Origin of the sequence: Rathayibacter sp. Leaf185, assembly GCF_001423885.1 — a bacterium.
GTDB lineage: Bacteria > Actinomycetota > Actinomycetes > Actinomycetales > Microbacteriaceae > Rathayibacter.
In genome coordinates this window covers 1015705-1028751 of record NZ_LMPP01000001.1, presented here as the reverse complement: position 1 = coordinate 1028751, position 13047 = coordinate 1015705, and the positions used below count along the sequence as shown (strand labels likewise).

Sequence of the window (13047 nt, the reverse complement as noted above, 5' to 3'; positions counted from 1 at the left end):
CTTCGTCTGGCACTCGGCCGCTCCATCCCCGCGTTCACGACCGCGGGAGGATCCCGACACGGATGCCCCTGGCCATTCCCCAGAATGGGCGGGGTGCGAGCGGATCGGAAGTCGGCCCTGGTCGGTGAAGGTGCGGACTTGTGTGGTGATGTCGTCGGCACTCAGATCGAACCGTTCCCTTCTTCTCGGGTAGGTACTGCGTCGGTCAGCGGCGTCATAGGCGTTACGGGGGGCGCCGTTCGCTGTCTCGCCGGGGAGCTCAGCCCTCCAGCACCGAGGCGTACACCGCGAGGTAGTCGTCGACCATCCGCTCGACCGCGAAGCGCCGACGGGCGACGGAGCGCACGACTGCGCGGTCGAGGAGGCGCGCCCGCGGCACCGCGGCGACCGCCCCCGCACGAGACCCCAACGAGAAGCCGGTGACGCCCTCGTCGATGATCTCGGGCATCGATCCGCGCCGATACGCGATCACCGGGGTGCCGCACGCCATCGCCTCGACGACCGACAGGCCGAACGGCTCGTCGAAGCCGATCGGGTGCAGCAGCGCCAGCGCCGACCCCAGCACCTGGGCGCGCTCCTCGGGCCCGACCGAGCCCCGGTACACGACGCGGGAGCCGTCGACGAACGGCTCGACCTCCTCGCGCCAGTAGCTGTCGCTCTGCACGATGCCGCAGATCACCAGTCGCCGGCCGGCGTCGGCGGCGATGCGGATCGCCTCGGCCGTGCCCTTGTCGGGGTGGATGCGTCCCAGGATCACGAGGTCGTCGCCTCCGGGACCGGCCGGGAACTGGTCGACGTCGATGCCGTGGTGCACCGTCGCCGCGTACTCGAGCTCGGGCGAGCGGTCGCTCGACGAGATCGACACCAGGTGCGCGGTGCGCGGGTGCCGCAGCGCCTCGCGGTACGCGGGCAGGATCTCGGGCCCCGAGAAGCCGTGGACGGTCGTGACCACCGGCACCGGCCACTGAGCAGCGAGGGCGAGCGGCAGCCAGTCGAGGTGGTTGTGCACGAGGTCGAAGTCCCAGGCGCGATCGAGCACCGAGGCGATGTGCAGCGCCTCCCAGACCCGCCCGTCGCGCCCCGATTCGGCGTAGCCCGTCGGGGCGACCGACTCCAGCGCGGCCGCGGTCACGGAGTCGCCGGTCGCGAAGAGCGTGACGTCGACTCCGCGGCGCACGAGGCCCTCGGCCAGGAGGCTCGCGACCTGCTCCCACGGTCCGTAGTGGCGCGGCGGGGTCCGCCACGCGATCGGCGCGAGCATCGCGACGCGCAGGGCGGTCACGGCGTCATCGCGTCCAGCAGATCGTCCACCTCGATCGAGGCGACCCCGATCCGCACGTCGCCGATGCCGAACGGGATCCAGAGCACGCCCTCGTGCAGCACCGAGCCGCAGCTGTAGACGACGTTGGGCACGTAGCCGTCCTGCCGCTCGCCGTCGGGCTCGAGCAGCGGAGTCGTCAGCGACGCGAGCACGACGCGGGGATCCTCGAGGTCGAGCAGCATCGCGCCGAGGCTGTAGCGGCGCAGCGGCCCGACGCCGTGCGTGACGACCAGCCAGCCGCGGTCGGTCTCGATCGGCGGCCCGCAGTTGCCGCGCTGCACCGCGTCCCAGAGGTGGCGCGGCGGCTCGAGCTCGGCGATGTCCTCCCAGTGCCGGCCGTCGTCCGAGCGGGCGAGCGTGTTGGTGTCGCCGTCGGTGCGGCTGAGCGCGTAGAGCACCCCGCCGACCGGCCGCGGGAACAGCGCCATGCCCTTGTTGCCCGCGGGCTCGCCCGTGAGCTGGTGCGTCTGGAACGTCTGCAGATCACGCGAGACGAGGAGGCGCGACGAGATCGCCGAGCCGTCGTAGGCCGTGTAGGTGGCGCGGTACTCGCCCGACACGTCGAGGGTGAAGCGGGCGTCCTCCATGCCGTGCGACTCCTCCGCGGCGGAGGGGATCAGCGTGCGCTGCGCGAGCGCCTCGCCGTGCGGGAAGGACGCGCGGTAGGCCGAGCGCGCGGTGCTGCGCAGAAGGGCGAAGGCGGCGGGAGCGTCGTGGCGGCGGGCGAGCGAGGCGGGCAGCGCCGCGATCACGGGCTCGAGGTCGTCGGCGGTGAACGAACCGGACAGCGCGCGCAGGACCGCGAGCGCGACCTCGCCGGGGTTGCGGCCGAGTGCCGCACGGAGCGCGGCGACCGTCCACGTGCCGGGGGAGATCTCGGGAGCGGCGGGAGCGCCTCCGCGGTGCTCGAACGCCCAGGTGCGGCCCGGGCCGATGACGGCCGACGCGAAGCCGATCGAGGAGCGGTGGCCCTCGCCGATCTGGCGGACCGAGAGGGCGACGCGCAGCTGCCCGTCGTCGAGTCCCGACTGGTCGGGGTGCGGCATCGCGCTGGGGTTGCAGAGCGCCGCGCCCTCGAGCGCGTACTCGGCAGTGAACGCGGCTCCGATCACGAGCACGCGCGGGTCGTCGGCAGCGATCCCCTCGACGGCGGCGTGCTCACGGAGGGTCGTGTCGCCGTCGGCCGCGCGGGCCGCCGACATCGCCTGCACGTCGCTGAGAGCGTCGGCCAGCTTGTCCTCGTCGAGGGCGCGGATCCGCTCGAGGATCTCGCTCACCCGCGAGCGCGTCTCGGTCGGCGCCGAGCCCGGCAGGTAGAGCTGCCACAGCACGCGCGAGGCATCGGAGTCGAGGGTCGCGTCGTGGACGCGCAGCCCGGGGGTCATCCGGTCACCGCCGCGATGCTCGTCAGTGCGGCGAGCCGATCGCCGGCGCGGGTCGGCATGAGGCCGGCGCGGCGGACGACGAGCGAGGTGTGCAGGGCGGCGACGGTCGACTCCGCGCCCCGGTTCTCGTTGCGGCCGCCCGGTTCGAGGCCGTCGAAGCCGGCGCCGGTGGCGACGTCGACCATGGGGGTCCCGGAGTCGTTCACCCCGTGGAACCAGGCCCAGCACGAGGCCAGACCCTCGCGCCAGAGCGGATCCTCCTCGAGGGTCAGCGCGCGGGCGCAGGCCGCCGCGATCGCCGCGACCTCGATCGGCTGCTGGTCGAACATCGGGCTGCCGCGCTCGTCGGGATCGCGCCCCGACCATCCGGTGACCGAGAGGTGCCCGTCGAGAGACTCGATCTCGAGCAGGAACGCCAGCGACTCGAGACCGCGCTCGAGCAGCACCGGATCGGCCAGCGCTTCGCCCGCAGCGAGCAGCGCCTCGGGGATGCAGCCGTTGGCGTAGCGCAGCCGTGCCTCGGGCCACGGCCACGCGGGGTCGGAGCCGTCGAGCAGCGGCAGCGCGGCGTCGCGGAGGAGCTGGGCGGCGGCCGCGGAGTGCGGGCGCACCGCCATCACCTCGGCCGCGCCGAGCACCGCGAAGGTCATCGAGCGCAGGTGCGGCGAGCGCTGCTCGACGAGGTGCTGGAACAGCTTCATCGCGCGGCGCCGGGTCAGCGGCAGCTCCGCGCTTGCGGCGACGACTCCGGCGGCCCAGACGCTGCGGCCCCACCAGTCTCCGACGTCGGAGTCGTCGGTCCACTCGCCCTCGGGAGACATCCGGTTGTGGACGGTGCCGTCCGCCTCCGTCGCCCCCTCGAGGAACCGGAGGTACTGCTCGGTGAGGCGGCGCGTGCGGTGCGACTGCTCCGGCTCCTGCGCCACGACGATCAGCGCGCGCGCCGCGTCGTCGACGCAGTAGCCGTGCTCGCGCCGGGGCCGGTCGAGCTCGGCGTGCTCGAAGAGCCCTCGCTGATCGGTGAGGGCGTCGAGGTGCGTGTAGGGGAGGGGCGTGGCCGGGCCGGTCACGCCGCACGCTCCAGGCGGAGGCGCTCGGCCAGCGCGAGGAAGCGGCCGGCTGCCTCGGGCCACGAGAGCATCGTCGAGTCGGGGGTCGGCGCGATGTCGGTCGCGGCATCGGTCCCGCTCAGCACGGCGCGCAGGGCGAGCGCCATCGCGGCCGGATCCTGGTGGGCGACCGCGCGACCCTGGGGGCCGCCGAGCAGCTCGAGCGCGTGCGGGAACGAGGTCGCGACGACGGGGCGACCGGCCGCGAGCGCCTCGACGAGCACGCCCGAGGTGACCTGGTTGCGGGAGTCGTAGGGCAGCAGCACCGCATCGGCCTCCGACACCGCGCCGGCGAGCTGGCCCGCGTCGAGGTAGCGGCCGTCGAGCACGACGTCGTCCTCGAGCCCGAGCTCGGTGATCAGCGCGGCGAGCGAGTCGCGGTACGCCTCGCCCTGCGACGCGACGACCTTGGGGTGCGTCTGCCCGTAGACCGTGTAGCGGGCGCGGACTCCGAGCTCGCGCAGCTCGGCCATCGCGCGGATGCCCCACTCGATGCCCTTGCCCGGGCCGATCAGGCCCCAGGTGATGATCTGCGGGGCGCCGGTGCCCGTGGCGCGGCCGCCGGTCCAGACGGGGACCCCGTGCGCGATCACTCCGACCTTGCGGGTCTCGACGGAGTAGCAGCGCTCGAGGATCTCGGCGGCCACCTCTGTCATGACCACGACGGCGTCGGCGAGGGCGGCGACGCGCTCGAGCACGAGGCGCTGGTTGTCGCTGGGCGTCTCGAGGACGGTGTGCAGGACGACGATCGCCGGGACGAGGAGCTCCTCCATGACGGCGAGGACCTCGTCGCCGTCGCGACCGCCGAAGATGCCGTACTCGTGCTGGATGACCGCCACCTCCGCCCGGTTGAGCTCGGCGGCGGCGTGCTCGATGCTCGCGCGGTCGCCGGCGACGAGCTCGGCCACCACCTCGACACCGGGCATCGGAGGAGTCGAGCCGGGGATCGCGAGCTCGTCCATCACGCGGACGGTGCGGATCGAGGCGCCGTGGTCGGCGACGAGGGCGCCCGCGAGCGCCTCCGAGAAGGTGGCGAGGCCGCAGCGCGTGGGCGGGAACGTCGAGAGGAGGCCGACGGAGGTGCCGGTCGACGCCGTCCGGGACGAGAGGGGGAGAGGGTGCTCCAAGGGGACTCCAGCCGTGGGGGTGCGGAGGGCTCCTCTGATGGAGGGGTTCCGCGAGCGGTCGGGACGTCTGCCGGTCGGCACCTCCCGAGGGATCGCAGCGCGGATCCGGTCCACGTCCGGGCGCGCCGGCCGTGAGTAGCGTCACCCTAGTGGGGGTATCCGAACGGACGGGGTCGCCCTGCGTTTTTCGGACACCGGGTGCGGGCGCGGCTCGCGGGGTGGATCAGCGCGTGCGCGCCACCGCCAGGGTCACCAGCGCCGCGCAGATCAGCCCGAGCGCGATCAGCACTCCGCCCACGCCGAGGGGCTCCGCGAGCAGCGGCGTCGCGAGCACGGCGGACACGGCGGGCAGCACCAGCCGGGCCGGCATCGGCTGCTCCTCGCCGAGCGGGGAGTGCACCGCCCAGAGCAGCAGCAGGTACGCGGCGACCGGCACCGCCACCGCGGCTCCGACCACCACGTCGGCCGCCTCGAGGTGGCCGGCCGTCGCCGCGACCGACACCTCGAGCCCGGAGCCGAGGGCGGCCAGTGCCGCGAAGACCCCGAAGTGCGCGTACCCCCACAGGTACGACAGGCCGCGTCTGCGCTCGAGCAGCTCGCCCGAGGGGTGCAGGTACGAGAGCCACCACAGTGCGAAGACGATGACCAGAGCGCAGGCCGACACGAGCACGAGCGAGGGGCTGACGCCTCCCTCGGACAGGGCGCGCTGCACGCCGGTGACCGCCGCGAGCACGCCCTCGCCGAGCAGGATGATCGTGAACAGCCCGTACCGCTCGGCGATGTGGTGCGGATGCCAGCTCGGGTCGCCCGCACGCACCGACCAGAGCGGCACGCACAGCTCGAGCGCGGCGAGCACGACGAAGCTCACGGTCGCGAGCTCGGGCGGCAGCAGGAGGCGCAGCAGCCAGCCGACCTGCACGACCGAGAAGCCGACGGCGCTGCGCAGGGCCGAGGTGCGGTGCTCGGGAGTCGACACCGCGACGCGGATCCACTGGCTCACGAGCGCGAACCGCATGATCGCGTAGCCGACCGTGATCGCGGTGAGGTCGCCCTCCTCGAACGCGCTCGGGACGCCCGCGGCGAGCACGAGCACGCCACCCATCTGCGCCATCGTCAGCAGGCGGTAGGGCACGTCGTCGGTGTCGTAGCCGGAGGCGAACCACGTGAAGTTCATCCACGCCCACCAGATCGCGAAGAAGACCATCGCGAAAGGGCCCACGGTCTCGCCGAGGTGCCCCTCCTCAGTGGCGTGCGCGAGCTGGGTGACGATCTGCGCGATCGCGACGACGAACGTCAGGTCGACGAGCAGCTCGAGCGGCGACGACACCCGGTGCGGCTCGTCGATCGCGCGCGGCCGCATCCGCACGCGGAGGGGGTGCGCGGCGCTCACGCGCTCACGGCGGCGGGGCTGCTCGTCTGCATGCCGCCCATCCTGCCGCGCGGGCGCGGGTCTGCTGCAGCCGAGCCTCCGAAAGTTGTCGTACTCGAGCGTCGACTACTCCAACTCTCGCGTTCTGGACGAGCGCGGGCGCCGGGCCCGCGCGTCGAGACTCCAGAAGTTGTCGTACTCGAACGCCGAGTACGACAACTATCGAGGAGTGGGGGGCGGGCCGCGCTCAGGCCTCCGTCGCGAGCACGCGCACGTCCCACGGCCCGAGCTCGAGCACCGCGCCCGCGGGCAGCGCCTCGCCCGAGAGCACGTCCGAGGCGGCGTCCGGCAGCGTGAACGTCGACGGCTCCCACGACCAGTTGTGCACGAAGCGGATGCGCTCCGCGTGCCGGTTCGTCGCGCTCGTCACCGTCTGCGACGCGGAGTCGCGTCGCCACGCCGACGACACATCACCCACCGCCCACTCCATCAGCGCCCGCGCGAGCGCGAGATCCGGAACCGTGCCCACGTACGTGACCCGCCCCGCCCCGTGCTCCCGCGTCGTCACGGCCGGGAAGCGTCCGTAGTGCGGGTGCTCGTAGCGCACCAGCACTGTCGCGTCGTCGACCTGCACGCCGTCGGCCCACAGCGTCGCGCACGCGCCGTCCGGCAGCACGAACCCGCCCTCGGCCACCAGCGGCAGCGGCACCGCCAGATTCGCGAACTCGTCGTAGTGGACGCCCGCCGCGACGTCGAGGAACGCGGGCTTGCGCTGCAGCCGCGCGCGCGCCTCCTCGTCCTCGTAGCCGGTGCGCACGCCCACGATCAGGTGCCCGCCCGCGGCCGCGTACGCCTCGAGCCACTGCAGCTCGGCGTCGGTCGCGATGGTGAACGCGGCCGCGACCAGCACCGGATGCGCGACGGCGAACGCCCCGGGATCCGAGAGCTGCGACGGATGCACGGTCCGCGCCGAGAGCCCCGCGTCGAACGTCCCGCGCGCGAACGCGTCGAACGCGGTCTGGAACGTGCGCCCCGACGCCACCGGCACCCCCCGCGAGTCGGGCGTGCCGTGCGCCGAGTCGCTGAACGCCGGGTACTCCTCCAGCGCCCACTTGCTCTCGTTCGAGAACAGCAGCGCCACATCGGAGTCGGGGACGAGCTCGGTCACCCGGTCGCCGGCCGCCGCGAAGTCGGCCCCGAGCGCCGCGATCTGCTGGTAGACGCGGCCGGGCTCCTGCGAGTGCGGCAGGATGCCTCCCCAGTACGTCTCGGCCCCGTGGTGCAGCGTGTGCCAGTGCCAGTACTCGATCATCGTGGCGCCCCGCGAGACCAGAGCCCACGCGGCCTGGCGCCACTGCCCGTCGAAGCCGGGCTCGTTCTGCCACGGCATGCCGATCGCCTGCGCGTCGGTCTCGGTCACGAGGAACGGCGCCTGCTTCGACCCGTACATGCGGTCGGCGGTGGCGTAGAGCGCCCAGGTGCCGGAGGTGGTCCAGTGCTGATCGAACGGCCGGGCGTCGGGCAGCGCGAGGCCGTCCTGCATCCGGTAGTAGGGATTGCCGGCGGTCACGTCGAGGCCCGACGCGAGCACCTCGTCCTGCACGGTCTTGCGCTCGTACGAGATGCAGGTCGTCACGAACTGGTCGTCGCGGCCGATCCGCGCGGTGATCTCGCGCACGATCTCGGCCTGCCAGTCGATGAATCCGGTGGTCAGCGACGCCTGGAACCGGCGCCACGCCAGGTCGTACTGCGGCTGGAGGTTCGCGTCGGGCGTCCAGAGGTCGGCCCAGGTCGACAGCCGGTGCGACCAGTAGGTGAGCCCCCACTCGTCGTTGAGAGCCTCGACCGTGCCGTACCGCGTGCGCAGGTGGTCGACGAAGCGCTGGAAGACCTGGTGGTTGGCGAAGATCTCGTTGCCCGGCTCGTTGTCGACCTGGAACCCGATGACGGCGGGGTGCGCGGCGTAGCGCTCCACGATCCTCCGGACGACGCGCTCGGCGTGGAAGAGGAAGGCCGGGTGCGAGTAGTCGATCTCCTGCCGCGCGCCCCAGCCCATCGGCTGCCCGGTCGAGCGCTGCACGTTGATCTCGGGGTAGAGCCGCGCGAGCCACATCGGAGCCGCGTAGGTCGGCGTGCCGAGCACCACCGCGATCCCCTGCTCGTGCGCCGCATCGAGCACCGGCTGCAGCCAGTCGAGCTCGAACACCCCGTTCTCGGGCTCCCAGGTCGACCACACCGATTCGCCGACGCGGATGACGGTGAAGCCCGCCGCCTTCATCAGCCGGAGGTCCTCGGCGAGGTCGCGGCTGCCCAGCCGGGAGGTGGGCTGGTACTCGTGGTAGTAGGCCGCGCCGAAGAGGATGCGATCGGTGAGGTGCTGCATGGTCGCCTTTCAGACGCGTTCAGGAAAGAGGGAGAGGAGGAGGGCGTCAGCCCTTGACGGCGCCCGCGGTGAGCCCGTCGAGCAGCTGCTTGCGCAGCAGGAAGAAGACCAGGATGGTCGGAACCGAGGCCAGCACCGCACCGGCCAGGACGAGGTCGTACGAGCGGTTCTCCGAGGCGAACAGGATGTTGAGCCCCAGCGGCAGCGTGTACTGCGACGAGTCCGAGAGCGGGCGAAGGCGGTGCGCTCGTCGGCGAGCGGGAGGGCCTCGGTGAAGAACGTCACGTAGCCGTCGTCGTGGGTCCAGAACGAGAGGTCGACGGCTCCGCTGGTGAGCGCGGCCTGCGGGCCGGTGGTCGAGCACGCGGCGAGGAGGGAGGCGAGGGCCGCCGATCCGCCGGCCGCGGCGCCGAGGCGGAGCAGCCCGCGTCGCGAGAGCGCGGGTGAGAGGGGGTGCATGGGTACTCCTCGGGGAGGGGGCGGGGTCGCGTGAGGGCGCGCCGGAAGGACCGCGGTGCCGCGGGGATCGGGCGCGGGAGGCGGACGCCTCCGTGGGGTGTGCCTAGGGGACGGGTGTCGGAGGGGCGGGCCGCACCGAGGCCCGCGCGGCGCTCGCCGGGCCTGAGGAGGCGCGGACGATCAGCTGGGCGGGGACGGAGCGGTGGCGGTCGGCGGGCGCGTGGCCGTCGAGCGTGCGGATCATGCGGTGCATGGCGATCCGGGTGACCTCGGCGAAGTCCTGCTTCACCGTGGTGAGGGGAGTGTGCAGGAACTCCGAGAGGGGGTCGTCGTCGAACCCGACGACGCTGATGTCGCCGGGGACGCGCAGACCGGCGGCCTCGGCGGCATGGATCGCGCCGACCGCCATCTGGTCGTTGGCGGCGAACACGGCGGTGACGTCGGGGCGGTGCAGGATCGACGCCATCGCCTCGGCGCCCGAGCGCGGGCTCCAGTCGCCGCTCAGCACGGGCGGCTCGGCCGCATCGGCGTCGGCGAGCGCGGCGCGCCAGCCGTCGATGCGGCGGCGGGTGGCCGACCAGGTGCTCGCGCCGGCGATGTGCCAGACGGTCTCGTGGCCGAGGGCGAGGAGGTGCTCGGTCGCGCTGCGGGCCGCTCCGGCCTCGTCGGTGCCGACGACGAGCTCCTCGGGGCGGTGGTTCTCGCTCGGGTGATCGAAGCTGAGCACGGTCACGCCCGCGGGGATGCGCAGCTGCGGGTGCCCGAAGTCGACCGGCTCCGAGAGGATGATGCCGTCGACGCCCTGGTCGAGCAGCGTGTCGACGGCGGTCTGCAGCTCGCTGCCGCTGTTCTCGAGCGTGCGGACGACGCTGAGGAAGTAGCCGGCGGCCCGGGAGGCGTGCTCGACGCCGTCGAGGATCGCGGACGGGCCGTACAGCGACGTGCCCATCGTGACCATGCCGATCCTCCGGCTGCGCTGCGAGGCGAGTGTGCGGGCGGCGGCGTTGGGGCGGAACCCGAGCGAGCGGATCGCGGCGGTGACGCGGTCGGCGATGGCGGGCGAGACGTGCGCCTCGGCGTTGACGACGCGCGACACGGTCTTCTGGCTCACGCCGGCGACGCGGGCGACGTCGGCCATCGAGACGCGGCGGGCGGGGTCTGCGGGCGGTGCGTGGTGTGCGTCCACTGGATCCAGCTCCTTCGCTCGATGCGCCGTTCGCGGCTTGACAGCGCAGTCAACGCGCCGTGCAAGGAGTAGACCACGTATTGACAGCGCAGTCAACGCCGCTCCCCGCCGCGAGAGTCCAGGAGTTGTCGTACTCGGCGTCCCAGTACGACAACTCCTGGACTCTCGTACGTCCGACGCTCGCTCCGCCCCGCCGTTCCTCAGAAGTTGCGGTAATCGGACGCGACTACCGCAACTCCTGAGGAGTCGCGGCCCGGCGAGCGACCCGCGCGCGGCCGTGTACCGTCGCAGCCATGCAGTGGGGGCGCACGTACTTCGCCGCGCAGGCCCTCGGCGGCGCCGCCTGGTGGATCGGGGTGGCCCTCGTCCCGCTCGTGCGCACCGCGACCCTCGGCTCGCTCGACCCGCTCCCGATCGCTGCGCTCGACCTCCCGCTGTTCGTCGGCGCCTCCGCCCTCGCCGCCGCGGGCGTGCGCTGGGCAGCCCGGCTCGCGACCGGCTGGACTCTCCTCGTCACCGCAGCGCTCGCCGTCTACGCGACCGTCACCGCGGAGGCGGGCTGGGGCGTCCTCGCCATGCTCGCCGCGTCCTGCGGCTCGGTCGCCGCCCTCTGCCTCCTCGTGCTCGGCCGCATCCCCACCCGCTGGATCGCCTCCGGTCCCTTCGCGTTCCGGGTCGCCTCCTCCGGTCGTCGCCCCCTCGTGCACCTCGCCGCCACTCTCGGGCAGATCGTCGTGTTCTGGGGCGGCGCACTCGTCGTCCTCCCCGTCGTGATCGCGGTCCTGGAGGCGCGCTGGGCGGTCACGGTCCCGTTCCCGCCGATCGCGTGGCCGGCCGGCCTGGCGCTGCTCGTGCTGGCGAGCGCCCTCGGACTCTGGTCGGCGCTGTCGATGTCGCTGCTCGGCGACGGCACGCCCCTGCCGATCGCCATGCCGAACCGGCTCGTGATCGCCGGCCCCTACCGCTGGGTGCGCAACCCAATGGCGGTCGCGGGGATCAGCCAGGGGGTCGCGGTCGGCCTGCTGCTGTCGTCGTGGCTGGTCGTGGTCTACGCGCTGCTCGGCTCGCTGATGTGGAACTACGCCGTCCGCCCGCTCGAGGAGGCCGACCTCGAGGCGCGCTTCGGCGACTCCTTCCGCCGCTACCGCGATCGGGTGCGCTGCTGGATCCCTCGCCGCCCCGGCTAGCACCAGGAGCGCGCCCGGGGAGGCCCTGCGGCAGGCGGCGCTGGCCGCAATGGTGCGCTAACTCAGGAGCGACAGTTCTTCGCTGAATCCCAAGGCGAGGCTCATGCCCCAAAGAGATTACCTGTTCAAATCCACTATCGGGCCCACAGGTGGGGCGTGCGGCGTCGCTGAGCGCTCGCAGAGGCCAATCCTCAGGGTCCTGTTGCATCGTGCTGATAGTGCGCTAACATCGCCACATCCACCTCACAACAAAGGAGTTGACGTGACTGAGCCGTACACCGTCGTTGCCCTCTCGCCCCTGCAGATCCCGATCGTCGAGCCGGAGGACGCGGTCCGCAACACGAAGCGCATCATCGGCTTCATGCGCACCGCTGTCGGCATGGCCTCGACCGAGGGCTACCCCGTGAAGCTCGTGGTGATCCCCGAGATGGCGATCCAGGGCATGCACATGGCCTTCAAGGCGGGCGACCGCGACGCGGAGAAGAAGTTCGCGCGCACCATCCCCGGACCCGAGACCGACGAGCTCGCGAAGGCTGCCCGCGAGCTGAACACCTACATCGCCGGCGAGCTCTACCTCGTCGCCGACGACGACTTCCCCGGGCGCTACTTCAACGTCGCGTTCATGATCGACCCCTCGGGCGAGGTCGTGTACCGCCGCGCGAAGGCGACGAGCGACGGCTTCGAGGGCGGCACCCTCGGAACCACCAACCCGCACGACCTCTGGGACGAGTGGGTCGAGAAGAAGGGCGGCGGAGACGCGCTCGAGGCGATCTACCCCGTCGCCAAGACGCCCGACATCGGCAACATCGGCTACGTGATCTGCCACGAGGGCGCGTACCCCGAGATCGCCCGCGGCCTGGCCATGAACGGCGCGGAGGTCATCATCCGAGCCACGCTCATCGAGCCGCAGACGATGAACGGGATGTGGGAGGTGCAGAACCGCGCCCACGCGATGTTCAACAACGCGATCGTGGTCGCGCCGAACCTCGGCCCCGAGCTCGGCCCCGACGGCGTGCTCAACGACCTCTTCGGCGGCCAGTCGATGATCGTCGACCACAAGGGCAAGGTCATCGTCAAGCAGGAGGGACTGACCCCGGGCGACAGCTTCGTCAGCACCGTGATCGACATCGACGCCCTGCGCCGCGCCCGCCAGTCGAACGGCGTCTTCAACGGCTTCAAGGACCTCCGCACCGAGCAGTACGCGGCGATCTACGCGAAGCCGATCTACCCGAAGAACCAGTACCTCGACGCTCCGCCCGAGACCGGCTGGCTCGACCGCGAGCGCGCCACGCGCCAGCGGAACATCGACCTGCTCATCGAGCGCGGTGTGTTCACGGCGATCGACGTCCCCGCCGCGAGCGAGCTGCAGGCCGATGAGGAGACCCTGCAGCTCCAGGACTCGAACGTCTAGCTCCCCCGACCGCGGCGCAGCCGCGCACGAACACCCGGGCCGCCGCTCTCTCCGGCGGCCCGGGTACCACCCCCAGGACTCCCGATCACTCTCACAAAGAAGTGGAACCC

Annotated in this window: 9 protein-coding genes; 2 read left to right on the top strand and 7 right to left on the bottom strand. The window is 72.5% G+C overall.

The features are described 5' to 3' along the window. Nucleotides 1-259 precede the first annotated feature (259 nt). From ASG06_RS04890 to ASG06_RS04860, 7 genes are all read right to left on the bottom strand, one after another. Nucleotides 260-1282, bottom strand: coding sequence for a glycosyltransferase family 4 protein (locus ASG06_RS04890; RefSeq protein WP_231727614.1), 1023 nt, complete (start codon nt 1280-1282; stop codon nt 260-262). Continuing rightward, nucleotides 1279-2706 carry a glycoside hydrolase family 130 protein gene (locus ASG06_RS04885; RefSeq protein ID WP_056039270.1) on the bottom strand — a complete coding sequence of 476 codons (1428 nt, stop codon included), beginning with the start codon at nt 2704-2706 and terminating at the stop codon, nt 1279-1281. Before ASG06_RS04885 ends, ASG06_RS04890 begins: the two co-directional genes overlap by 4 nt. Further along, nucleotides 2703-3776 (bottom strand): hypothetical protein, encoded by a 1074-nt coding sequence (locus ASG06_RS04880; protein ID WP_056039267.1) that lies wholly within the window; start codon nt 3774-3776, stop codon nt 2703-2705. Before ASG06_RS04880 ends, ASG06_RS04885 begins: the two co-directional genes overlap by 4 nt. Next, a complete protein-coding gene (locus ASG06_RS04875) occupies nt 3773-4942 on the bottom strand; it encodes a glycosyltransferase (RefSeq protein ID WP_056039264.1) in 1170 nt (389 codons plus the stop codon). The genes ASG06_RS04880 and ASG06_RS04875 overlap by 4 nt, the downstream gene beginning before the upstream one ends. Nucleotides 4943-5165: 223 nt before the next feature. Next, nucleotides 5166-6332, bottom strand: coding sequence for a low temperature requirement protein A (locus ASG06_RS04870; protein ID WP_231727613.1), 1167 nt, complete (start codon nt 6330-6332; stop codon nt 5166-5168). Between the two features lie 226 nt (nt 6333-6558). Further along, entirely contained in the window at nt 6559-8694 is a 2136-nt protein-coding gene (locus ASG06_RS04865) for a beta-galactosidase (RefSeq protein WP_056039261.1), read from the bottom strand. Between the two features lie 562 nt (nt 8695-9256). Continuing rightward, complete coding sequence (locus ASG06_RS04860) at nt 9257-10339, bottom strand: LacI family DNA-binding transcriptional regulator (RefSeq protein WP_197409357.1); 1083 nt, start codon at nt 10337-10339, stop codon at nt 9257-9259. Between the two features lie 293 nt (nt 10340-10632). Here ASG06_RS04860 and ASG06_RS04855 point away from each other — a divergent pair, with 293 nt between their 5' ends. Together ASG06_RS04855 and ASG06_RS04850 are read left to right on the top strand one after the other, a co-directional pair. Continuing rightward, a complete protein-coding gene (locus ASG06_RS04855; RefSeq protein ID WP_056039260.1) occupies nt 10633-11526 on the top strand; it encodes a methyltransferase family protein in 894 nt (297 codons plus the stop codon). 262 nt (nt 11527-11788) lie between these two features. Next, nucleotides 11789-12937: a nitrilase-related carbon-nitrogen hydrolase gene (locus ASG06_RS04850; protein WP_056039257.1), complete on the top strand. Its 1149-nt coding sequence runs from the start codon at nt 11789-11791 to the stop codon at nt 12935-12937. Nucleotides 12938-13047: the final 110 nt, after the last annotated feature.

What these genes read in the sequence shown, in the direction of transcription:
- ASG06_RS04885 (WP_056039270.1), bottom strand. Translation starts at nt 2,706, where the DNA reads ATGACCCCCGGGCTGCGCGTCCACGACGCGACCCTCGACTCCGATGCC.
- ASG06_RS04865 (WP_056039261.1), bottom strand. Translation starts at nt 8,694, where the DNA reads ATGCAGCACCTCACCGATCGCATCCTCTTCGGCGCGGCCTACTACCAC.
- ASG06_RS04855 (WP_056039260.1), top strand. Translation starts at nt 10,633, where the DNA reads ATGCAGTGGGGGCGCACGTACTTCGCCGCGCAGGCCCTCGGCGGCGCC.